Source organism: Pseudomonas sp. W22_MBD1_FP4 (genome assembly GCF_052113765.1).
GTDB lineage: Bacteria > Pseudomonadota > Gammaproteobacteria > Pseudomonadales > Pseudomonadaceae > Aquipseudomonas > Aquipseudomonas sivasensis.
The window spans coordinates 34,698-55,455 of the sequence record NZ_JBGQOI010000004.1; the positions used below are offsets into that span (position 1 = coordinate 34,698).

Consider the following 20,758-nt stretch of genomic DNA (forward strand, 5'->3'; position numbering starts at 1 on the left):
CCGCCCGTGGTAAGAAGCCTTACTTTCAACAGTGAGGCGAGTCATGAGCAAGGTGCGGGTGGGGATTATTTTTGGTGGTCGTTCGGCTGAGCACGAGGTCTCGTTGCAGTCGGCGCGCAATATTGTCGATGCGCTTGACCGTGCACGCTTTGAGCCGGTCCTGATCGGCATCGACAAGGCCGGCCACTGGCACCTCAACGACACCTCGAACTTCCTGATCAACCAGGAAAACCCGGCACTCATCGCTCTTAACCAATCCAACCGCGAACTGGCGGTGGTGCCCGGCAAAGCCAGCCAGCAGGTGGTGGAAACCTCCGGCAACGGCCTGCTGGCACACATCGACGTGATCTTCCCCATCGTCCACGGCACCCTCGGCGAAGACGGCTGCCTGCAAGGCCTGCTGCGCATGGCTGACTTGCCTTTCGTCGGCTCCGACGTGCTCGGCTCGGCAGTGTGCATGGACAAGGACATCAGCAAGCGCTTGCTGCGCGACGCAGGCATTGCCGTGACGCCGTTCATTACCCTGACCCGCAGCAACGCCGCGCGCACTTCCTTTGAAACTGCGGTGAATAAACTCGGCCTGCCGATGTTCGTCAAACCGGCCAACCAGGGCTCTTCGGTGGGTGTGAGCAAGGTTGGCAACGAGGCCGAGTACCACACCGCCGTTGAACTGGCGCTGGGGTTTGATCAAAAGGTGCTGGTGGAATCCGCCGTGCGCGGCCGCGAAATAGAATGCGCGGTGCTGGGTAACGAAAACCCCGTCGCAAGCGGCTGCGGCGAGATCGTGGTGAGCAGCGGCTTCTACTCCTACGACAGCAAATACATCGACGGCCAGGCGGCCCAGGTGGTGGTGCCGGCTGATATCAGCCATGAAGCCAGTGAGCGTATTCGCCGCTTGGCCCTTGAAGCGTTTGACGTGCTGGGCTGCGCAGGGTTGGCGCGGGTCGATGTGTTCTTGACCGACGACGGCGAAGTGCTGATCAACGAAATTAACTCACTGCCCGGCTTCACCCGCATCAGCATGTACCCCAAGTTATGGCAGGCGGCGGGAATGAGCTACAGCGAGTTGGTGAGCCGGTTGATTGAGCTGGCGCTGGAGCGGCATGCGGGGCGTAAGGGGTTGAAGATCAGCCGCTAACGGATGGGGTAAATACCTGTGGCGAGCCTGCTCGCCACAAGGGGGCGTAGGTTCGTCAGGGTTTACGAGCAATCCACGAATAAATCAACGTCTTCGCTTCCGCCGGGTGATGGGTTCTCCTGCGATAGCTGGCAAACGTCGGCGAGGTGCAGTAAGTGCATACCTCGCTCACGTCGATCTGCTCTCGCTTGATACCCGCCGCTTGCAGCAACAACAACCCATAGCCGCTCAAGTCAAACCATGCGCTACCTGCTTGCCTTGCATGGGGCGGGCTAATTTTCGGTGACCGCAGTGGTGCCGGTTGCTCCAAGCTCCACGGTGCCAGGCCGTGTTGCCACAGGTGCCTCTGGTCAATCTGGAACTCGGCGATAAACCCTTCGCTCACCTCATAACAGCACGGCTTGATCGAAGGGCCGATAGCCACTTGCAACTGGTTGGCTGGTATCCCCTCGGCAGCAAAGCGCTGCATGACGGTGGCGATGATCCCGCGTTGCAGCCCCTTCCAGCCGCCATGTACTGCGGCGACCCGTTCGCCCGTTTTCGATGCGAACAGAATGGGCAGGCAATCTGCTGTGATCACCGCGATCGGGTGAGTGTGGTGCGTCAACACACCATCGGCCTCGATCGTGTTGGGTACCTGGCCCGCCTGCCATTCAATCACTGAGGCGCTGTGCACTTGCTTGCAGATGAACACGTCATCCGGGCGCAGTGGGTCATCTATCGAACAGAAACCGTGGTCGATGCCAGGGATGGCAGCGAGATTTTCAGCCTGATGCAAGGGATCACCTCCGTTCAATAAAGTCAGTCGCCGAGCGCTTCGCCTTCGCGTCGAGGGTCGGCGCCACCGCTCAGCGATACCTTGCCCTGGGCGTCCCGCTTGAGCACGATGGCCTGTATGCCGCTGGTCATGTCGATCTCGCTCAGTGCATGGCCCTTGTCCTTCAACGCCTGCTTCAGCCCTGGGCTGAACAAACCGGCCTCCAACTCGGTAGCGCCATTGCGACTGCCGAAGTTGGGCAGGCTGATGGCGGCTTGCGGGTCGAGGTTCCAGTCGAGCATGGCCACCAGGGATTTGCTCACGTACTCGATGATTTGGGAGCCGCCCGGCGAACCGACCGTGGCCAGCAACTCACCGCTCTCGCGGTCGAACACCAGGGTCGGCGCCATAGCCGAGCGCGGGCGTTTGCCGGGTTGTACGCGGTTGGCTACCGGCTGACCGTTTTCTTCGGGGATGAATGAGAAGTCGGTCATCTGGTTGTTGAGCAAAAAGCCCTGGACCATCACATGGGAGCCAAACGCGGCTTCCACCGTGGTGGTCATCGACACGGCGCCGCCCATGTCGTCCACGGCCACCACTTGGGAGGTGGAAATGCGCAGTGGCGAACGGTCCGGCGCGTAGGCCATTTGTATGCCCGCAGGTTGGCCTGGCTTGGCGATGCCCATGCTGCGCTCACCGATCAGCGCGGCGCGTTGGGCCAGGTAGTTGGGCGCGACAAGGCCGGCGGTCGGCACCGGCGTAAAGTCTGAATCAGCCAGGTACAGCGCGCGGTCGGCGAAGGCCAGGCGACCGGCTTCGGCGATCAGGTGCACGGCCTCGGGCGTCGGCTCAAACCCGGCAGGCAACGCGCTTTTTATCGGTGTCATCGGTGCGATAGCCAGGCGCGGGTCGCGGGCTTCCAGGGCCTGCAATGTGCCAAGGATCTGCGCGACCGCAACCGCGCCTGACGACGGCGGCGGCATGCCACAGATTTTCCAGCGTTTGTAGTCGGTGCACAGCGGTTCGCGCTCCTTGGCGGCGTAACCCTTCAGGTCGGCCTGGGAGAGGCTGCCCGCATTGCGATTGCCCTGCACTTTGCGCGCAATTTCATCGGCAATTGGCCCGTGGTACAGCGCGTCAGGGCCCTCGTTGGCGATGCGCTTGAACACGGCGGCCAGCGCCGGGTTTTTCAGCAGCGTGCCGGTGGCTTTGGGTGTGCCATCGGCATTCAGAAAGTAGGCGGCCATCTCCGGCGATTGCGCAATAAATCGGTCAGCCGCGATCAGGCTGTGCAAGCGTGGTGAAATGGCGAAGCCCTGTTCCGACAAACGAATCGCTGGCTCAAACAGCTCGGCCCATCGCAGTTGACCGGTCTTCTTATGGGCCATCTCCAGGGCACGCAGCACACCGGGCGTACCCACCGAGCGCCCGCCAATCTGCGCGTCGGTGAAGGTCATCGGTGTGCCGTCGGCGTTCAGGAACAACCGCTCCGTCGCGCCTGCCGGCGCCGTTTCCCGACCGTCATAGGCGTGCACCTTTTTCCCGTCCCACAGCATGATGAACGCGCCGCCGCCAATGCCGGAGGATTGCGGCTCCACCAAGGTCAACACCGCCTGCATGGCGATCGCTGCATCAATCGCCGAACCGCCTTTGCGCAACATCTCGCGCCCGGCTTCGGCGGCCAGCGGGTTGGCGGCGGCGGCCATATGGCGTTCGGCGTGTTGAGTGATCAGATCGGTGCGATAGCCCGAGCCCAGCTCCGGTGCCGGCGGCTGTTCGTTGACCGGGGTGTGACAGGCCGCAAGGGCCAGGGCTGCGGCAATAACCGACAACTGACGGCGAGAAATCGAAAGCACGTGCTGAACTCCGTTCATTTTGAGAATGATCTGTTGTCCTTGGGGGCAGCGGTTTACAGGTGCGTCGCAGTGAGCACTCCGTGTGTGGGGAGGCTGGACACTAACAGTGGCAAAGGAGGGCGTCAAAAGCGGCCTACCCTGGGGTAGGCCGTGTGGCTCAGATGATCAGAAGTCCCAGCGGGTGGTCAGCATGAAGTGACGCGGCGCGCCGTAGATGGCGGAGTTATAGAAACCCACGTTGGTGTAGTAGTACTTATCGAATACGTTATTCAGGTTCAGCGTCGTCGACAGGTTTTTGGTGAATTGGTAGCGCGTCATCAAGTCCACCACCCAGTAGGACTCCTGGGAAAACGCGTCCGTCGTTCCTTTGGGACCGTTGTAGATGTCCTGCCACACCGTGTTCTGCCAGCGCAGGCCACCGCCGACGCTGACTTTGTCCAGATCGCCCTTGAGCTTGTAGATGGTGAACATGCTCACCTGGTCCTCGGGCTCGAAAGTCGAGATTTTTTTGCCGGCATCGTCGCGCACCACTTTGTGGGTGTAGCCGCCCTGCAACTGCCAGCCGGGGGCGATTTCGCCGGACAGCTCCAGCTCATAGCCCTTGGTCGTCGCGTCGGTGCCCTTGAAGGCAAAGTTGGGCGGGGTTGGGGTCTGGTTGTTGTATGCATCGTCGGGCAGGGAGCGGTTGCTTTCCTTGACTTCGAAGTACGCCAGGCTGGCGTTCAGGCGACCGTCGAGGAATTCGCCCTTGAGGCCCACTTCGTAGTTCTCGCCTTCGTCCGGGTCGATCAGCTTGCGGTTACGGTCGAGGTTGTAGCTTTCCTGGGGCATGAACACATCGGTGTAGCTGACATAGGCCGACAGGTTGTCCGTGAGGTCATAGATGGCCCCGGCATAGGGAATGAAACGCCCGGTCTCTCGGTAGGTGTCAGTGGTGCCGGTCAGGGTGTAGTCGACCACGCGCCCGCCGAGCAACAGTTTCAGATCGTCGGTGAGGTTCCAGCGGGTGGTGACGTACATGCCGGTCTGGCGAATGGTGTCGTCGATGACTTGTGAGGCCACGCCCCAGTCCGGCTTGGCCAGGTTGCCGTGCCAGTTGAAGTAGTCGACCAGGTTGGCCGTGGGGAAGGTTTCGTCCCAGTAGCCCTTGCCCTTCCAGTGGGCGGTGCTGATGGAGCCGCCGACCACCAGGTCATGTTCGCGACCGAGGAAGTTGAACGGACCGCTGAGGTACAGGTCGGCGGAGTCACTGGTGGTCTCGCCTTTGTAGCGCTGGGCGTTAATGTCGGCAGTGCCATCCGCTGCCGGCTGGTAGAACTGGATCGCACCCATCTGGGCATCGTAGCCATTGAGCTTGTGGTCCAGTTGCAGCTTGGTGACCCAGCCGTCGCCGAGGTCGTGCTCCAGGTTCGCGAACACCGTGCGGGTGTATTGCTGCCAACTGCTCCAGTCGGTGGCATTACTGAAAGACCGCTTGGCGTCGTTGAGCGCACCCGAATAGTTGAACAGCGGGAAACTGCCGGACCAGGTCGAACCTTTGGGTTTGCTGTCCTGATAATCGGCGCCCACGGTGAGCAGGGTGTCGGGCGACAGGTCGAATTCGAGGATGCCGTAGAACACTGAGCTTTTGTTGGAGTAGCGGTCGATCCAGGACTTGTTGTCCTGATATGCCGCTACCGCCCGCCCGCGCACATTACCGGTTTCGGTCAGTGGGCCGCTGACGTCCACTTCCGTGCGGTAGTGATCCCAGGTGCCCGCCGCGGTGGTGATATGGCCGAGGAATTCCGACGTGGGTTTCTTGCGTACCAGGTTGATGGTGCCGCCCAGGGAACCGGCGCCGCTGAGCAGGCCAGAGGCGCCTTTGAGTACTTCGACACGGTCATAGATCGCCATGTCGCTCAGGGTGTTGCCAGCCGAATAGGCCACGTTGCGCACGGCCGAGGGGATGCCGTCGTACTGGAAATTGTTGATCGAGAAACCGCGCGAATAGTAGTTGCTGCGGTCGGTGTCGTAGGCCGAAACGGTGATACCGGGCGTGTGGCGCATCACGTCGTCAACGCTGTCGAGGGCGAAGTCATCCATGTGCTGGCGCGTGACGACGCTGATGGACTGTGGTGTTTCCCGGGGCGTCAGTACCAGGCGCGTAGCCGTGGCGATGGTCCCCGGGGTGTAGGAGCCAGTGCCTTCGGTGACGGTGCCCAGTTGGTTGCTGATCACCGTGGTGGTGCCCAGTTGCAAGGCCGCGCCGGGTTGTTCGGTGCGGTTCAGTATCACCGCGTTGGGGCCGTTGGGCTCGAAGCTCAGGGGCGTGCCTTTGAGCAGTTGGGCCAGCGCTTCCAGGGCGGTCATGCGGCCGCTGACGCCGGGCGATTCGACGCCCTGAGCGAGGTCCGCCGCGTAGGCAATTTGCAGCCCGCTCTGCACACTCAATTGATCCAGGGCATTGACCAGTGACTGACGCGCTATCGCGAAGCTGCGGGTGTCCGCCGCTTCGCGAGTGGCTGGCTGGCCTGCTGGCTCCACCGCAAACGCCGGGCTGCACGCCAGGCAGATGGCGAGCGCGAGCATGCTGCGGGCATGGGTCGGATTGAGTGTTGGAAAGTGCATGTGAGCCCCGTTATAAATAGGAATGATTTGCAAAGGCAAAGTTCTTGACGGGTTGAACCTTCGAAAGCCGTAAAACTTTTCGAAGGTATCGGGGGCTCTGTGTCAGCGAATCACCAGGATGCCACCGGGCAGTCGCTGGGCGTGGGTGGACGTGACTTTACTCAACGCCTGTACGATCGCCAGGGGATCGTCCAACTGGTAATTCCCGCTGACCCGCTCACCGGCGGCGGCATCGTTGAATAACAGGATCGGCGCCGGGTAGTAACGCTGGATCTCTTTCAGCACCTGCACCAATGGCGCGTTCTGGAATGACAGTCGCCCGTTGATCCAGGCCATCTGCCGTTCACTGCCTTCCAGGGACAGCGGTTGCAGTTGACCATCTCGTAGCTGTTGCGAGTTACCCGCCTGCAGCAGGCTCTGCTCGCCCTTGCGGTTGGCGAAGCGCACCTGGCCTTCGCGCACGGCGACAGTGACCCCCGAGTCTCGCTGGCTGACGCTGAATTGCGTGCCGACCACGGTCACGCTGGCCTCGTTGGTCTCGATGCTCAGTGGGCGTTTAGAGTCGTGGGCGGCCTCGACGTAGAGCTCGCCACGCAATAGCTTGATGCGCCGCTGGGCGCCGTCGAAGGTGGTGCTGATTGCGCTGTGGCTGCCCAGCACGATGTGAGAGCCATCTTCCAGGTCAAAGCGTTCCAGCTGCGCGACGTCGGTCATGTGATCGGCTTGCAGGCGCATCGGCACGTCGGCCATCCAACCGATGCCCAGTGCGAGCAACAGGGTAGCGGCGGCAGCCACAAAACGCGTCTTGGGAGGCTTGGCGGTTACCGGGGAAGAGGGCAACTCTAGGTCGACGGCGAGGTCTTTCAAGGCTTGTTCGAAGGCGCGGTTTTCCCACAGCGTCTCCACTTCGGCATAGGCGTTGGCGTGCAGGGGATCGGCCGCGCGCCACTGCTCAAAGCGCTGACGGGTGATGAGGTTGCGCGCACTTTCATCGCGCAGGGCGAACCAATCGGCCGCCTGCTCACGTACTGCTTCGGGAATGACGGGACGGTCAATCATGGTAGGTCGTTTGCTTGACGCAGGCAGTGAGGGCTTGGCGCAGGTCTTTTTCCACCGTACTCAACGACACCTGCAGGCGCTGGGCGATCTCGCCTTGGGACAGGTCGTGCAGTCGATGCAATACCAGGATTTGTTGCTGGCGTTTGGGCAAGGTAGCGAGCACCTGTTGAAACCGCTGCAGTTGCTGCTGGCCCTGAGCCTGGCTCTCCGGTCCGGGTGCCATTGTGGGCACCTCGACAACCAGGCTTTCGGCCAAGTGGCACTCGTAGCGCCTTTTACTGCGCACACTGCGCAAATGATCAAAGGCCAGATACTGCGCAGTTTGATAAAGAAACGGCTTCAAGTGTTCGATCGGGCGGGTGTACAGCGCCTTAGCTACCTTCAGATAGGTTTCCTGGGCCAAGTCCTCCGCCTGGCTCGAACAGCCGACGACGCGCGACAGCATACGGATTAACGCACTGCGCTGCCCGATGAAAACGGCGCTGAGTTTTTCCTGATCCCCTGGCGTCCCTGTCTCCATGGCCCCTGATACCTTGATGCTGCATTGCGCGGATAGCGGGCATACTAATGAGAAGCTGTCTCATTTGATAGGGTGATGGAAGATTTGTTTGTCGACGCGTCAGCCCAGTCGCAACACCATCGCCCCGGCGGCAATGATGCACGCGGCCACGATGCGGGCGCGGGTCAACTGCTCTTTGAGCACCAGCGCCGAGATCACCACGCCAAACAGAATCGAGGTCTCCCTGAGCGCCGCAACCGTGGCAATGGGGGCCGCGGTCATAGCCCACAGCGCCAGGCCATAGGACGCGACGGTACCGAAGCCACCTATCACGCCGGGGCGCCAGTGACGCGCCAGATAGAGGCTGAATTCGCGTCGACGGCGGGCCAATGCCCATGCGCCGAGTGGGATGCCGGTCAACAGGAATATCCACAACGTGTAGGCCGCTGGGGCGCCGGATTTGCGCACACCTATTCCGTCGATGAGGGTGTAGCCCGCGATGACAGCCGCGTTAAGCAGCGCAAGGAGTATCCCTTTACGCTGACCGGCTGAAGGGGCTGCTGCCATGCTCAAAATACCGATGCAGATCACGGCAATGCCGAGCCAGGCAAATGCGGACAAGGATTCGGACAGCAGCCCTAAGCTCGCCGTCGCCACCAGCAACGGCGCGGTACCCCGCATGATCGGGTAGGTCTGGCTCATGTCGGCAACGCGGTAGGTCGAGGCGACCAGTACGAAATACAGCACCTGGAATATCACCGACGCGCCGATGAAGGGCCAGCTTTGCGTCGCAGGCACTGCCAGGAACGGAATGACCGCCAGCGCGATCAGTGAAGCGAAGGACGCGATCATGCACGTGGCCAACAGCTTGTCGTCACCCCCCTTGACCACTGCATTCCACGTGGCATGCAGCGCAGCGCCCAGCATGATGATTACGAACACATCAAGGCTCATGAAGGGATGTCCTGTGGGGTTCAGCGCCGCGTTGTGGAGGTAGACCGTTGCGAGTATGCCTCAGCACTTTTCTACAGGCATAAAAAAACGGCCTACCTTTCGGTAAGCCGTTTTTAGTACTTGGTGGCTACACAGGGACTTGAACCCCGGACCCCAGCATTATGAATGCTATGCTCTAACCAACTGAGCTATGTAGCCAAGTGGCGCGCATTATTCGCGCAGAACGGGAATGCGTCAAGCATTTTTATTAAGAATTTTTCTACGCTTTCAATTGTTTATCGAAAATGGTCGTGTTGGCTGGCCGTAGGCGGCGTCTACACAGGTATGGGGCTGGGCAACGTGCGGATGATTGCCGGGGGATTGTTCGGGCGGATGTTTGGTTTTACCGGGATGGCGGCGCTGCTGGGACACCGGGCGGATGCTCATGACATCAAGTGGGTTTACACACTGGGCTCGGTCTTTGCGCTGTTTGGGAGATTGGCGCTCTTTCTTGCGCGCATGCAAGAGGCCTGATTCGGTTGGGCAAATATCCCTGTCGCCCAACGTTTGGCTAGTCAGCCAGATTTAAGCTTGAAAAGGGTTGTGGGTGGCGCGCTTGAGCTGTTCGCGTGCACGCGACAGACGGGAGCGAACGGTGCCGATAGGGATGTCCAATACGTTGGCCGTATCCTGGTAACTGCCGTCGGTTTCCAGCGAGGCGTACATCGTCTTTCGCATTTCCGTCGGCAAGTGGTCGATGGCGCTCAGCGTGTTCTCCAAGCGGCGGTTGATCTCAAATTCCCAATCCAGGTTGTTGGTTTCCTCGTGGCCATGCCACAACGACTCATCAAATTCGCAATGTACGGGTTTGGCGTACATGCGCCTGAAGTGATTGCGGATCAGGTTCTGTGCGATGCCGCACATCCAGGTGCTAAGCGAAGCATTCCCGCAGAATCGCTCGCGGTTGCGCCAGGCTTCCAGGTACGTGAGTTGCAGAAGATCATCCGCATCTTCCGGATTGAGTACGCGCTTGTGAATGAAACGTTTGAGTTTTTTTTGCTGGTCGTCTGTCAGGTGAAGCATGAATTGAGGTGAGCTGCCAACGAGCTGAGCTAAAGCTCCGATAGGGATATTCATGATTTTTTTCCTTAGGGTAGACGCAGTCGAGCGGGAGTCGACAGCACCCTTTTGCACTCCCTGTGCCAAAAGAAAAAAATCGTAAGTTATTGATTTATTTATATAAATATTTTGAATCGTGACGATTTCACGCAGTACTTTGCATGGAGCACGGAAGGCTCGTGCAAATTTTTTCACACGGTGTGTGCGATCAGATTTCGATGGAACCGTATGCATAGGCACTGCCACAGAGGGACACACTCTCTCCCTGTACTGGCGTGCCCATGAAAGTTGAATCCAACAACGATGTGCAAACAATCCGCCCCTTGGATCAAGCGGTTACCAGCCCCTCCTCAGTGCCTGTGCCCGCGAAGGGCGTTGATGAGATGGGACATATTTTCAATCAGGAGGTGGAGCTCAATAGCCGGGCGCTGAGCGGGCGGAAGATGGGGTTGCGTGTGTCCCCGGTTGAGCAGCTTGTGCAGCTTTATAATCAGTTGGGCCATCCGGCCCAGAAGAGCATGGCTTCCATTTCACGAAGCATCATTGAGCAGTTGCGCAAGAGCGTCAGTACTGAGGAATTGGTCAGCCTCGCGGGAGGTGACCCGGCGCGTGCGTTCGTAGTGCTCAACTACGTGACGGCCCAGGCAGACAGCGAAGTGCGTCCGTCCGAGGCTGCATTGGCACGCGATGCCATTGCCCAGCTGCAACTCCGGTTCAAAGGGGAAATTCAGGCAGGCCTGAACATTGCTACGGCGTTGCAGGCAGCTGTGGCCGACCCGCATGAGCGCCAGAAACTGCGCGAGCTTTACTACGCCAGTGTGGTCACGCGCCAGTCCTTGGCAACCATGATGCAGGCTTTGCTGGGTGATTACGGTGGCGAGCGGTTTCGCGACGTGCTCAACGCGATGCGTAAGGCCTTGGCGGATGACCTGGCGGCCCTGGTGTCGTCAATGCCCACACCTTTGTTGCGCACTTTGCTGCTGGGTCTGCAAAGCTGCGGGCAGTTGAGCGCGGTGTTATCCGGTTGTCACACGTTGATCCAGCGTTTGAGTATTGAGCATGACGCCGTGAGCTTGCTGCAACGCATACTGGGGTACGCCGGCGGCGGTATCTCTGTCGATGAAATGCTGCGGTTGGGAAACGATTTGGGTGGCGGTCCGGTTGACCGACAAATGGCATCCCTCAATGCGCTCTACCCGCTGTTTCAGCAGTTGCCCTTGGCCTTGTGGCCCGACAAGCGGGTCCGTCAGGAGTCCCTGCAGATTCTTTTGACGCTGATCGGTGAGTTGGACCGAGCCGTGCGTGGCCCCTTACGGTTTGCCGGTGAGCCGAGGCCCATGACGTGACGGCTGTGTCAGCCGTCAACCGTATATTGCTCAAAGTGGCACAGCGCGCCGAGGTGTTGGGCGCTGTGGTGGTCATGGCCATCGTATTTATCTTTATTGTGCCGCTGCCCACCTGGCTGGTGGACATTCTGATTGCCCTCAATATCTGCATATCGTGCCTGTTGATCGTTCTTGCGCTCTACCTGCCGGGCCCCCTGGCATTTTCGTCCTTCCCGTCGATCCTGTTGTTGACCACCATGTTTCGATTGGCACTGTCGATTGCAACCACGCGTTTGATCCTGCTGGAGCAAGACGCCGGCGACATTGTCGAGGCCTTCGGCAATTTCGTGGTGGGAGGCAACTTGGCGGTGGGGATGGTGATTTTCCTGATCCTTACCCTGGTCAACTTCCTGGTGATCACCAAGGGTTCGGAGCGGGTTGCCGAGGTTGCGGCGCGGTTCAGTCTGGATGCGATGCCGGGCAAGCAGATGTCCATCGACAGCGACTTGCGTGCCGGTCTGATTGACGGCGCGCAAGCACGAGACAAGCGGGAGCAGTTGTCCCGTGAGAGCCAATTGTTCGGCGCCATGGATGGGGCCATGAAGTTCGTCAAGGGTGATGCCATCGCGGGGTTAATCATCGTTGTGGTCAACCTCTTGGGCGGCTTCTCTACGGGCATGTTTCAGCACGGTTTGAGTGCGGCTGATTCGATGGCGTTGTATTCGGTCCTGACCATCGGCGATGGCCTGATTGCGCAGATTCCGGCGCTGCTGATCTCCCTGACTGCCGGCATGATCATCACCCGTGTTGCACCGGAGGGGCGCAAGGGCGTCAGCAACATGGGCGCTGAAATCGCCCGGCAAATGACCAGCGAGCCCAAGAGCTGGATGATCGCTTCGGTGGGGATGCTCGCGTTTGCGATAGTGCCCGGCATGCCTACCGGGGTATTTGTCTTTATTTCGCTCATAACCGGCAGCCTTGGGTATTACCTGATGCGCCAGCGTCAACGACAAGCGCAACCCGCGTCCGAAACCAGCGAAGCCGTGCGTCCTGAGGAGAACGGAAAAGAGGACTTGCGCGGGTTCGACCCGTCGCGCCCCTACCTGTTGCAGTTTCCGCCAGTTTTGCGTGGAACGCCGGAGGTGATGGAGCTGATTCACGGGATCCGCCAGTCTCGAAATGCTCTGGTTGCCAATATCGGCCTGACACTGCCGCCCTTCGAAGTCGAACTCGATGACTCGCTGGCCATCGACGAGATGCGTTTCTGTGTGCATGAAGTGCCGATGGTCAAGGCGTCGGTTGTCAGCCTGCTTGCCGTTGATCGTAACGCGTTGAAGGGTGAGCATGAGCACGGAGTACGGGGGCTGGCTGAGCGTGATGAGCAGGAATGGATCTGGCTGGAGCCGGATGATCCATTGCTTGATGATCCGCAATTGGAGCGTTTCACGGCGACAAGCCTGATCCTTGAACGCATGAAGCAGGCCATGATGCTCAGTGGGCCTCAGTTCCTGGGGATCCAGGAGAGCAAGTCGATCCTCAGTTGGCTGGAGCACAACCAGCCGGAACTGGTGCAGGAACTGCAGCGAATCATGCCGCTGTCACGGTTCTCGGCAGTGTTGCAACGCCTCGCCAGCGAAGGTGTACCGCTGCGGGCTGTGCGACTGATCGTCGAATCGCTGATCGAGTACGGCCAGCATGAGCGTGAGCCGGAAGCATTGGCTGACTATGCGCGAATTGCACTCAAGGCGCAGATCTTCCACCAGTACAGCGAGGCCGACGGTCTGCATGCCTGGCTGCTGTCACCACACACTGAAAACATCCTGCGTGAAGCATTGCGACAGACTCAGACAGGGGTGTTTTTCGCGCTTGACGACGACAACAGCGCCGCGTTGATCAACCTGCTCAATCAAGCTTTTAGTTTGAGGGCCAAGAGCAAGAGCGTGATGTTGGTCGCGCAGGACCTGCGCAGCCCCTTGCGGACCTTGCTGTTGGAAGAGTTCAACCATGTCCCGGTGCTGTCGTTTGCCGAGTTAGGGAGTACCTCCAAGGTCAAAGTGCTGGGGCGCATCGACCTGGGCCAGGACGAACTGATGCGTGGTGCGGTGGCATGAGTACTTGGCCATGGCCAGCGTGGAGGTTTTGAAGATGTTTGAGCTACGTGTGCTTGACGGGCTGCGCCAGGGCGCTGCGTTGCCGTTGTTTGGGGAGCAGTGGAGCATTGGTTCCCATGCGGACGCTGACCTGGTTTTAAACGATCCGGGCGTAGTCGATCAGCATGCGCGCTTGCGGTTTATGGACGCCGAGTGGTTGGTGCAGGCCGAAGCGGGGTTGCTGCAGGGGCCTGAAGGGCAGCTACTGGCTCAGATCGCGAACCTGGAGCTGAACTCACCGTTTTCAATGGGGGGCGTGCGCCTGTGTGTCACCTTGGCCGAGCAGCCCTGGCCCCCGGTAGCAGCACCAGTGGCAGCACCTGAACCGGCACTGATACCGACCGAAAATGCGCCGGAGTGGGAGCTGAAGTTATCGTCGATCTCCCACTCGCAGCAAAAGCGTTTGATCAGCCTGGTGTTAGTGCTGGCGGTCATCATCATTGTGGTTGGCATGGTTTCCACTGGGGAGCGCGAGGCACAGGCGTCCTTGAAGGCTCCTGTGGTTCAAAAGCACGAATTGGCATCGCCCTTCGAGGTGCGCCAGCAGTTGCTGAAGATGCTCAGCGAGCGGGAGTTGGGTCAGCGCGTCAGCTTGCAAGTGATCAATGGCCAGGTCGCGCTCAATGGCGATGTCTCCCAAGACGAAGTGGAACTGGTGACGCGCATGCTCAGCCGTTTTGGTGAGCAGTTCGACAGCTCGGTGCCGGTGATCAGCCGTGTGCGTGTGCGTGATAACGCACTTCCATTCAGGATTGTTCAGATCGTCGGAGGGCCGAACGGTCACGTTCTCTTGGAAGAGGGCATTCGACTGTTTCTTGGGGACGAAGTGGAAGGGTTGCGACTGGTGCAGATCGATAACGGCAAGGTGGTTTTCGATGGCGAGCAGCGTTACGAGGTGCGCTGGTGAGTGAAGATATGCAGGCACGTCTCCACGCCTGGCAGCAGCGCCAGGCCCAATCACTGATCAGCTTTGCTCCGGTGACGATGCGTGGCCGAATCCAACGCGTCAACGGCATGCTGCTGCAGTGTCGGCTGCCCCACGCGCGCATCGGTGACTTGTGCCAAGTGGAAAAAAATCCAGGCGACTCCATGCTCGCCGAAATCATTGGTTTCGATCAGCAGGACGCGGTGCTCAGTGCCCTGGGAAATTTGGAAGGCGTACGGGTAGGTGCCAGCGTGGAGCGCCTTGGGGTATCGCACCGTGTGCGCGTCAGCGAGGCACTGTTGGGCCAAGTGTTGGATGGGTTCGGACGGCCGATTACAGGGCAGGGCGTGAGTGCGTTTGTCGAGACTGACTTACCGGATACCAGCGCGGTGTTGTGTGAAGCGCCATTGCCCACCGAGCGACCGAGGATCAGCCGGGCGCTGGCTACCGGCGTGCGTTCGATTGATGGGTTGTTAACGCTTGGCGAAGGTCAGCGTGTCGGTCTATTCGCTGGTGCGGGCTGCGGCAAGACCACTTTGCTGGCCGAAATCGCCCGTAACGTGGAGTGCGATGTCATCGTCTTCGGCCTGATCGGTGAGCGGGGGCGGGAGCTGCGCGAGTTTCTCGACCATGAACTGGATGAGCAACTACGTGCCAAAGCCGTGCTGGTGTGCGCCACCTCCGACCGATCCAGCATGGAGCGCGCTCGTGCCGCGTTCACGGCCACGGCGTTGGCCGAGGGGTTTCGGCGCAAGGGGCAGCGGGTATTGCTACTGATTGATTCGTTGACTCGTTTTGCCAGGGCGCAGCGCGAAATCGGCCTGGCTGCCGGTGAGCCCTTGGGCCGTGGAGGTTTGCCGCCGTCGGTGTACAGCTTGTTACCACGGTTGGTGGAGCGCGCCGGGTTGACCCGTGAGGGCGTGATTACCGCGATCTATACCGTGCTGATTGAGCAGGACTCGATGAATGATCCGGTCGCTGATGAGGTTCGCTCGCTACTCGACGGGCATATCGTGCTGTCGCGCAAATTAGCCGAGCGTGGGCATTACCCGGCGGTGGATGTACTGGCAAGTCTTTCGCGGATATTGAGCAACGTCGCGCAACCCATGGATATCCAGGCGGGTACGGCATTGCGTCGTTTGTTGTCGGCGTACCAGCAGATCGAACTGATGCTCAAATTGGGGGAGTACCAACCAGGCAGCGATCCTTTGACCGATTTGGCGGTGGACAGTCGTCAGGCGGTCGATGGCTTCCTGCGCCAGGATCTGCGTGAGCCGACACCCATGCAAACGACACTGGAGCAACTCAAGGATCTGACCACTCATGTCCCCTTCTGATGTGCACCTTGGTGAAGTCGAAATGCTGCGGCGCCTGCGCAGGCATAGGGCTGACCGGGCCGAGCGCGCCCTGCGTGAGGCGAAGCGAGCCCAGCAGGCCCTGCTCGCACATATCCAGCGGGCTCAGGATGCGCTTGAACAAACGCGGCAAGAGGAAGCCCGCAAGAGTGCTCAATTGTTCAGTCAACATCAGGGTCAGGTGCTGAGCCTGAAGGCTCTGAAATCGTGGGGTGCGAAGGAGCGATCCCTCTCTGCTAGCACCCAACGGGACATGGGCCAGTTGGAGGCGTTACGCAGCCAGCAGGGTGAAAGAGAAAGTCGCGTTGGCAGCGCCCAGAAGCAGGTCACCGAGTGCCTGCGGCAGGTAGAAAAACTTCAGGAATTTTCCCGTTTACTTGCTGAGGAACCGACATGACCCAGGTTTCAAATAAACCCACGGAGCGCCCACGTCCCCGTGAGCCACGCGAAGATGTTGAGCCACGCGCGACAGGAGGTGTGCCTCTGGAACTCGGGCGAGTGTTCGCCCAACTCTTTACCGACGACGGTAATGCTTCTGGGGCGGGGGCTTCCTTGTCCAGCAAGAAGGCGTCGTCTGACATTGCAATGATCGTGGCACTGACCGAGCAACTGGCGCCTCGTGTGCAGCTCGCTTCGCATTGGCCGTTGCAGGCGGTTTTGTACTTGCCTCGCTTGGGGCGAATCAACGCCAGCGTGCGCCGTGAGCAGGGGGGCTGGGCGATCGAGTTGGAGGCGGAACAGGACGCTACGGCGCGCTGGCTCAGTGGCGTACGCCAGCAGTGTGAGGGTCGCCTCGCAGGAGAGCTGGGCCTTGCGGTGAGCCTGCGTCTGCCTGTCGTCGGTTGCGCATGCTGATGCCGGCACTGACAGTTCCCTTGATGAATGGCGATACGGTTGCCGCCCGCCGTCGATTGGGGCGCGGGCTAAGCCTGCCGTTTCAGGTTGCCGGGCAGGCCGGCGAGTTGCGGCTTGAGCCGGGGCGTGCGCCTGCTGGCGGTGGCAAGCCTGTGTGCTTTGAGACGGCGTGTGGTGTGCTGGCGCTCGATGAAGCAGGGCCGTTGCTCAGCCTGATGAGTGAGTGCCCGATGACCTTGGCCCAGTTTGGCAACGATCCGGATTCCTGGTTCTGGGCGTTGTATCAGTACCACCTGAGCCCCGAGATACGGTCGTTGCTGGGTTATGTGCGCTTGCTGGAAACGGATCGCCCCACGGAGTTTGGCTGTCGGCTCAGCGTGACCCTGGGAGGCTCCCGGGTCGGCGGTTACGTTTGGCTGAACTGTGAAAGCTTTCTGGCCTTGTGTGAGGCCGGACCTTGGCGTGCCATTGCTGCGCCGATGCCGGCGTCTTTTCAACTGGCCATTGCCGTCACCCTCGGGTGCATGAAGTTACCAATTGCACAACTACGCAGCCTGCGCACCGGTGATGTGTTGGTGTTTGAGCAGAGTTTTTTCCAAGCTCAGGGCACCGGTTATGTACAGGCTGGCAGGCAGCGGCTGCATGGCTGCATTGACGACGACACCAGGCAGTTGTGTCTGACTGTTACATCTATCGAGGACACGTCTGTGGACGAAGATTTTGCACCCCCCCACCACTCGGGACATGAGGAAGAGGAGCCCGTGATGGATGTATTCGGCAATGAGCCGTTCGATGAGTTAAGCATGGCGCTGAACGTACGCTGCGGAACACTGAACCTGACCTTGGGCGAACTGCGTAACCTCGCGCCCGGCTCGGTGCTGGGCATTGCTGGTTATGCTCCCGGTATGGCCGGTCTGTATTACGGCGATCGGCCCATTGGCGTTGGCCAGTTGGTGGAAGTCGACGGGCGCCTGGGGTTGCAGTTGTCCCGTGTGATGTTCGGCCCATGACGCTTCAGGGGATAGACCCCCTTATCCTGGCGGTATTTCTGGGGGCATTGGCGTTGATGCCCATGCTGCTGATCATCTGCACATCGTTTTTGAAGATCGTCATTGTGCTGATGATCACCCGCAACGCTATCGGTGTGCAGCAGGTGCCGCCAAGCATGGCCATCAATGGTATTGCGCTGGCGGCCACGCTGTTCATCATGGCGCCGGTTGGCTATGAGATTGCCGAGAGCGTCAAGGTCTCACCCCTGGACATGAGTAACGTGCAAACGTTTCTGCAGACGGGCAGTGAGGCCATCCAACCGTTGCGCGCATTTATGCTGCGCAATGTGGATGCAGATGTATTGACGCATCTGCAGGAAAACACCACGCGCCTGTGGCCTGAGCAAATGGCGCGGGAGGTGCAGCGCGAAGACCTGATCCTGCTGATTCCGGCGTTCGTACTGTCGCAACTGCAGGCAGGGTTCGAGATCGGCTTCCTGATCTACATTCCCTTCATCGTGATCGACCTGATTGTCTCCAACCTGCTGCTGGCACTGGGCATGCAAATGGTCTCGCCAATGACCATTTCCCTGCCACTCAAATTGCTGTTGTTCGTGCTGGTGTCCGGCTGGTCGCGGTTGCTCGACAGCTTGTTCCTTTCCTATCTATGAGTGGCGTATGGAACCGATCGTGCTGTTCAAGCAGGGCATGTTGCTGGTGGTGGTGCTGTCGGCGCCACCGTTGATTGTGGCTGTGGTGGTGGGGGTGCTGACATCCCTGGTGCAAGCACTGATGCAGATCCAGGACCAGACGCTGCCGTTTGGCATCAAGCTGGTGGCGGTAGGGATCACATTGATCCTGACGGGACGCTGGATTGGCGTGGAGTTGATCCAACTGATCAATTTGACCTTCGACATGATTGGCCGCTCGGCCCTGAACTGAGGTCCCGCCTGTGTTGCTCTATCTCGACTACCTGCCCAGCCTGGTCATCGGCATGGCACGTATCTACCCCTGTTGCATCCTGGTGGCTGCGTTCTGTTTCCAGCATATACGCGGCATGCTCAGGCACGTCCTTGTGATGGTCATGGCGCTGATGCCGGCGCCGGGCATTCACGCAATGTTGGAGGGCCAGGACTACTCGGCGATGATACTCGCGGCGCTGATAATCAAGGAGGTAGCGCTGGGTTTGTTGCTGGGGGTGCTGCTGGCGATGCCGTTCTGGATGTTCGAAGCGGTGGGCGCGCTATTGGATAACCAGCGCGGGGCCTTGGCGGGTGGTCAGCTCAATCCTTCACTGGGTCCGGACGCCACACCGATTGGACATCTGTTCAAGCAATTGGCGATTTTTCTATTGATGGTGACGTTGGGCTTAGGCGCATTGACCCAGGTGATCTGGGACAGTTACCTGATCTGGCCACCCACCGTGTGGTTTCCACTCCCTGCACCGAATGGCATGAGCGTATTCCTCGGCCTGCTTGGGGACACCTTCATGCATATGATGCTCTACGCAGCACCCTTTATTGCGGTGCTGCTGTTGCTGGAGTTCGGCATTGCGCTGCTGGGGGTCTACAGCCAGCAGTTACAGGTGAGTACGCTGGCACCTCCCGTGAAGTGTCTGGCGGGTATCGGTATTCTGCTGTTGTACTTTGCGCTGCTGCAGGACCTGATCGTTGGACGTATGAGCCAGTTGGGTGATCTGAAACACTCGCTGGGCCTTTTATTTAAGGCCTCAATGCCATGAGTGATTCGGGGGAAAAAAAGCACCCGGCTTCAGCCAAGAAATTGCGCGATCAGCGTAAAAAAGGCCAAGTTGCTCAAAGTCAGGATGTGGCCAAGTTGCTGGTGCTGGCCGCCATCAGTGAAATTGCCTTATTCACCGCCGAGAGCAGCTTGCAGCGTTTCCAGCAATTGATGATGTTGCCGATCTCACGTCTTGATCAGCCCTTTGTGCGGGCGCTGGAAGAAGTGCTGTTTGAAGGCCTGGTGGTGTTTTTCTCATTCGGCCTGTTGATGGCCGGCGTAGCGATTGCCACCAAGCTGATCAGCAGTTGGATGCAATTCGGTCTGCTGTTTGCCCCGGAAACACTGAAGCTCGATTTCAATCGCCTCAACCCGATCAGTCAATTCAAGCAATTTTTTTCTGCCCAGTCGCTAATGACGCTGTTGATGAGCATCGTCAAAGCCGTGCTTTTGGGTGTGATCGTGTATGTAGTGGTCTGGCCTTCTCTTGGGGCGTTGATCAACCTTGCCAACAGCGATCTGCAAAGTTACCTCCTGGCACTGATCGCATTGTTCCGCTATCTGCTGCATGCCTGTCTTGGGCTATTGCTGATACTGGCAATTCTCGACTTTACATTGCAGAAGCACTTCTTCGCCAAGCGCATGCGCATGACGCAAGTCGAGGTTGTCAAAGAGTACAAGGACATGGAAGGCGACCCCCATGTGAAGGGCCAACGTCGTGCATTGGCGCAGCAATTGGCCCAGGAAGAACCGAAGGTCAAGCTGCCCAAGCTGGAAGAGGCCGATATGTTGGTGGTCAACCCGACCCACTTTGCAGTCGCCTTGTATTACCGCCCCGGCAAGACGCCGCTGCCGTTGTTGGTGAGCAAAGGTACGGATGCCGTGGCCCGCCAATTAATTGCGCAGGCGAAGGCCGCCGAGGTGCCGGTCATCCAATGTGTATGGCTGGCCCGGTTGCTCTACACAAAGGAGTTGGGCGCAAGCATTCCCCGTGAAACCTTGCAGGCTGTGGCGCTGATCTACCGCACCTTGCGTGAACTCGATGATGAAGCCAAACGTGAAACCTTGGAGTTGCCAGAGTTGGAGCGGCGCTGATCAGCGACCGGAGCTTGTGTCCAGGGCTTCGAGATTGGCCAGCGATAGCATCCGGCTGAGGATCCTGTCGAGCGCGCTACGCGGTGCGGACAGTGCGTGCCAGATTACCAAGGTGTGTTGGGCGTCGAGGTAGATAAAACAGCCATCAAATACGACGGCCTGCTCAAAGCGCCGCTCCAGCATCCGCTGCAATTGCCCGGCCTGCAACGCTTCACGCGCCACCTGCAAAGCCAGCCCCGAGCGCCTGCCGGCGTGCAGTGCACAGGCCGTGATACCGGGAGCGAGTGCCAGGTGAGCGGCAGCGCCGCTCACCAGGTTGTCCAGAAATACCTGGCGCTGAGTGTCGGGCATTTCTT

21 protein-coding genes and 1 tRNA gene are annotated in these 20,758 nt (G+C 59.5%); 13 read left to right on the top strand and 9 right to left on the bottom strand.

The features are described 5' to 3' along the window. The first annotated feature begins 43 nt into the window (after nucleotides 1-43). Nucleotides 44-1,138, top strand: coding sequence for a D-alanine--D-alanine ligase (gene ddlA, locus ACEN2T_RS06920; protein ID WP_095183755.1), 1,095 nt, complete (start codon nucleotides 44-46; stop codon nucleotides 1,136-1,138). 55 nt (nucleotides 1,139-1,193) lie between these two features. Here the strand turns inward: ddlA and ACEN2T_RS06925 are convergent, their stop codons facing one another. The 7 genes from ACEN2T_RS06925 to ACEN2T_RS06955 all read right to left on the bottom strand — a co-directional run bounded on the left by ACEN2T_RS06925 (nucleotide 1,194) and on the right by ACEN2T_RS06955 (nucleotide 9,068). Next, nucleotides 1,194-1,916 carry a polyphenol oxidase family protein gene (locus ACEN2T_RS06925; RefSeq protein ID WP_442116489.1) on the bottom strand — a complete coding sequence of 241 codons (723 nt, stop codon included), beginning with the start codon at nucleotides 1,914-1,916 and terminating at the stop codon, nucleotides 1,194-1,196. A gap of 23 nt (nucleotides 1,917-1,939) precedes the next feature. Next, nucleotides 1,940-3,769 carry a gamma-glutamyltransferase gene (gene ggt, locus ACEN2T_RS06930; RefSeq protein ID WP_442116490.1) on the bottom strand — a complete coding sequence of 610 codons (1,830 nt, stop codon included), beginning with the start codon at nucleotides 3,767-3,769 and terminating at the stop codon, nucleotides 1,940-1,942. 147 nt (nucleotides 3,770-3,916) lie between these two features. Further along, nucleotides 3,917-6,358: a TonB-dependent siderophore receptor gene (locus ACEN2T_RS06935; RefSeq protein ID WP_442116491.1), complete on the bottom strand. Its 2,442-nt coding sequence runs from the start codon at nucleotides 6,356-6,358 to the stop codon at nucleotides 3,917-3,919. A 102-nt stretch (nucleotides 6,359-6,460) separates the two neighbouring features. Then, entirely contained in the window at nucleotides 6,461-7,417 is a 957-nt protein-coding gene (locus ACEN2T_RS06940) for a FecR family protein (RefSeq protein WP_442116492.1), read from the bottom strand. Beyond that, the gene (locus ACEN2T_RS06945; protein ID WP_099601919.1) at nucleotides 7,410-7,937 is read right to left on the bottom strand and encodes an RNA polymerase sigma factor; all 528 of its coding nucleotides are present in this window, start codon (nucleotides 7,935-7,937) and stop codon (nucleotides 7,410-7,412) included. The genes ACEN2T_RS06940 and ACEN2T_RS06945 overlap by 8 nt, the downstream gene beginning before the upstream one ends. Before the next feature lie 99 nt (nucleotides 7,938-8,036). Beyond that, a complete protein-coding gene (locus ACEN2T_RS06950) occupies nucleotides 8,037-8,870 on the bottom strand; it encodes an EamA family transporter (protein ID WP_442116493.1) in 834 nt (277 codons plus the stop codon). Between the two features lie 121 nt (nucleotides 8,871-8,991). After that, nucleotides 8,992-9,068 (bottom strand) — tRNA-Met (locus ACEN2T_RS06955). Here ACEN2T_RS06955 and ACEN2T_RS06960 point away from each other — a divergent pair. Continuing rightward, complete coding sequence (locus ACEN2T_RS06960; protein WP_442116494.1) at nucleotides 9,036-9,383, top strand: hypothetical protein; 348 nt, start codon at nucleotides 9,036-9,038, stop codon at nucleotides 9,381-9,383. The genes ACEN2T_RS06955 and ACEN2T_RS06960 overlap by 33 nt on opposite strands. A gap of 51 nt (nucleotides 9,384-9,434) precedes the next feature. Here ACEN2T_RS06960 and ACEN2T_RS06965 read toward each other — a convergent pair whose 3' ends face one another. Further along, on the bottom strand, nucleotides 9,435-9,986 hold the full coding sequence (locus ACEN2T_RS06965) for an RNA polymerase sigma factor (protein ID WP_442116495.1): 552 nt from the start codon (nucleotides 9,984-9,986) through the stop codon (nucleotides 9,435-9,437). Between the two features lie 263 nt (nucleotides 9,987-10,249). Here ACEN2T_RS06965 and ACEN2T_RS06970 point away from each other — a divergent pair, with 263 nt between their 5' ends. Genes ACEN2T_RS06970 through sctU form a run of 11 tightly spaced genes read left to right on the top strand, consistent with a single transcriptional unit; the run spans nucleotide 10,250 to nucleotide 20,402 of the window. Continuing rightward, nucleotides 10,250-11,314, top strand: coding sequence for a TyeA family type III secretion system gatekeeper subunit (locus ACEN2T_RS06970; protein WP_442116496.1), 1,065 nt, complete (start codon nucleotides 10,250-10,252; stop codon nucleotides 11,312-11,314). Further along, a complete protein-coding gene (sctV, locus tag ACEN2T_RS06975; RefSeq protein ID WP_032886088.1) occupies nucleotides 11,311-13,404 on the top strand; it encodes a type III secretion system export apparatus subunit SctV in 2,094 nt (697 codons plus the stop codon). Before ACEN2T_RS06970 ends, sctV begins: the two co-directional genes overlap by 4 nt. Before the next feature lie 34 nt (nucleotides 13,405-13,438). Continuing rightward, nucleotides 13,439-14,350 (top strand): FHA domain-containing protein, encoded by a 912-nt coding sequence (locus tag ACEN2T_RS06980; RefSeq protein WP_032886478.1) that lies wholly within the window; start codon nucleotides 13,439-13,441, stop codon nucleotides 14,348-14,350. Continuing rightward, nucleotides 14,347-15,705, top strand: coding sequence for a FliI/YscN family ATPase (locus tag ACEN2T_RS06985; protein ID WP_032886089.1), 1,359 nt, complete (start codon nucleotides 14,347-14,349; stop codon nucleotides 15,703-15,705). Before ACEN2T_RS06980 ends, ACEN2T_RS06985 begins: the two co-directional genes overlap by 4 nt. Beyond that, nucleotides 15,692-16,120 (top strand): type III secretion system stalk subunit SctO, encoded by a 429-nt coding sequence (gene sctO / locus ACEN2T_RS06990; RefSeq protein WP_442116497.1) that lies wholly within the window; start codon nucleotides 15,692-15,694, stop codon nucleotides 16,118-16,120. Before ACEN2T_RS06985 ends, sctO begins: the two co-directional genes overlap by 14 nt. Continuing rightward, a complete protein-coding gene (locus tag ACEN2T_RS06995) occupies nucleotides 16,117-16,578 on the top strand; it encodes a type III secretion system HrpP C-terminal domain-containing protein (RefSeq protein WP_032886092.1) in 462 nt (153 codons plus the stop codon). Before sctO ends, ACEN2T_RS06995 begins: the two co-directional genes overlap by 4 nt. After that, nucleotides 16,572-17,588 carry a FliM/FliN family flagellar motor switch protein gene (locus ACEN2T_RS07000; protein ID WP_179179547.1) on the top strand — a complete coding sequence of 339 codons (1,017 nt, stop codon included), beginning with the start codon at nucleotides 16,572-16,574 and terminating at the stop codon, nucleotides 17,586-17,588. The genes ACEN2T_RS06995 and ACEN2T_RS07000 overlap by 7 nt, the downstream gene beginning before the upstream one ends. Further along, the gene (gene sctR, locus ACEN2T_RS07005; protein ID WP_032886095.1) at nucleotides 17,585-18,238 is read left to right on the top strand and encodes a type III secretion system export apparatus subunit SctR; all 654 of its coding nucleotides are present in this window, start codon (nucleotides 17,585-17,587) and stop codon (nucleotides 18,236-18,238) included. Before ACEN2T_RS07000 ends, sctR begins: the two co-directional genes overlap by 4 nt. A 7-nt stretch (nucleotides 18,239-18,245) precedes the next feature. Then, nucleotides 18,246-18,509, top strand: coding sequence for a type III secretion system export apparatus subunit SctS (gene sctS, locus ACEN2T_RS07010; RefSeq protein WP_032886096.1), 264 nt, complete (start codon nucleotides 18,246-18,248; stop codon nucleotides 18,507-18,509). Between the two features lie 10 nt (nucleotides 18,510-18,519). Beyond that, nucleotides 18,520-19,308: a type III secretion system export apparatus subunit SctT gene (sctT, locus tag ACEN2T_RS07015; RefSeq protein WP_095183765.1), complete on the top strand. Its 789-nt coding sequence runs from the start codon at nucleotides 18,520-18,522 to the stop codon at nucleotides 19,306-19,308. Further along, nucleotides 19,305-20,402: a type III secretion system export apparatus subunit SctU gene (sctU, locus tag ACEN2T_RS07020; protein WP_442116498.1), complete on the top strand. Its 1,098-nt coding sequence runs from the start codon at nucleotides 19,305-19,307 to the stop codon at nucleotides 20,400-20,402. The genes sctT and sctU overlap by 4 nt, the downstream gene beginning before the upstream one ends. On the opposite strand, the gene ACEN2T_RS07025 is transcribed toward sctU, so the two are convergent. Then, nucleotides 20,403-20,753: a transcriptional regulator gene (locus ACEN2T_RS07025; protein WP_442116499.1), complete on the bottom strand. Its 351-nt coding sequence runs from the start codon at nucleotides 20,751-20,753 to the stop codon at nucleotides 20,403-20,405. It lies immediately after the preceding gene. Nucleotides 20,754-20,758 lie beyond the last annotated feature (5 nt).

Excerpts from the sequence above, each read along its gene's own strand:
- ddlA (WP_095183755.1), top strand. The coding sequence starts at position 44 with ATGAGCAAGGTGCGGGTGGGGATTATTTTTGGTGGTCGTTCGGCTGAG.
- ggt (WP_442116490.1), bottom strand. The coding sequence starts at position 3,769 with ATGAACGGAGTTCAGCACGTGCTTTCGATTTCTCGCCGTCAGTTGTCG.
- ACEN2T_RS06935 (WP_442116491.1), bottom strand. The coding sequence starts at position 6,358 with ATGCACTTTCCAACACTCAATCCGACCCATGCCCGCAGCATGCTCGCG.
- ACEN2T_RS06940 (WP_442116492.1), bottom strand. The coding sequence starts at position 7,417 with ATGATTGACCGTCCCGTCATTCCCGAAGCAGTACGTGAGCAGGCGGCC.
- ACEN2T_RS06945 (WP_099601919.1), bottom strand. The coding sequence starts at position 7,937 with ATGGAGACAGGGACGCCAGGGGATCAGGAAAAACTCAGCGCCGTTTTC.
- ACEN2T_RS06950 (WP_442116493.1), bottom strand. The coding sequence starts at position 8,870 with ATGAGCCTTGATGTGTTCGTAATCATCATGCTGGGCGCTGCGCTGCAT.
- ACEN2T_RS06960 (WP_442116494.1), top strand. The coding sequence starts at position 9,036 with ATGCTATGCTCTAACCAACTGAGCTATGTAGCCAAGTGGCGCGCATTA.
- ACEN2T_RS06965 (WP_442116495.1), bottom strand. The coding sequence starts at position 9,986 with ATGAATATCCCTATCGGAGCTTTAGCTCAGCTCGTTGGCAGCTCACCT.
- ACEN2T_RS06970 (WP_442116496.1), top strand. The coding sequence starts at position 10,250 with ATGAAAGTTGAATCCAACAACGATGTGCAAACAATCCGCCCCTTGGAT.
- ACEN2T_RS06980 (WP_032886478.1), top strand. The coding sequence starts at position 13,439 with ATGTTTGAGCTACGTGTGCTTGACGGGCTGCGCCAGGGCGCTGCGTTG.
- sctO (WP_442116497.1), top strand. The coding sequence starts at position 15,692 with ATGTCCCCTTCTGATGTGCACCTTGGTGAAGTCGAAATGCTGCGGCGC.
- ACEN2T_RS06995 (WP_032886092.1), top strand. The coding sequence starts at position 16,117 with ATGACCCAGGTTTCAAATAAACCCACGGAGCGCCCACGTCCCCGTGAG.
- ACEN2T_RS07000 (WP_179179547.1), top strand. The coding sequence starts at position 16,572 with ATGCTGATGCCGGCACTGACAGTTCCCTTGATGAATGGCGATACGGTT.
- sctR (WP_032886095.1), top strand. The coding sequence starts at position 17,585 with ATGACGCTTCAGGGGATAGACCCCCTTATCCTGGCGGTATTTCTGGGG.
- sctS (WP_032886096.1), top strand. The coding sequence starts at position 18,246 with ATGGAACCGATCGTGCTGTTCAAGCAGGGCATGTTGCTGGTGGTGGTG.
- sctU (WP_442116498.1), top strand. The coding sequence starts at position 19,305 with ATGAGTGATTCGGGGGAAAAAAAGCACCCGGCTTCAGCCAAGAAATTG.
- ACEN2T_RS07025 (WP_442116499.1), bottom strand. The coding sequence starts at position 20,753 with ATGCCCGACACTCAGCGCCAGGTATTTCTGGACAACCTGGTGAGCGGC.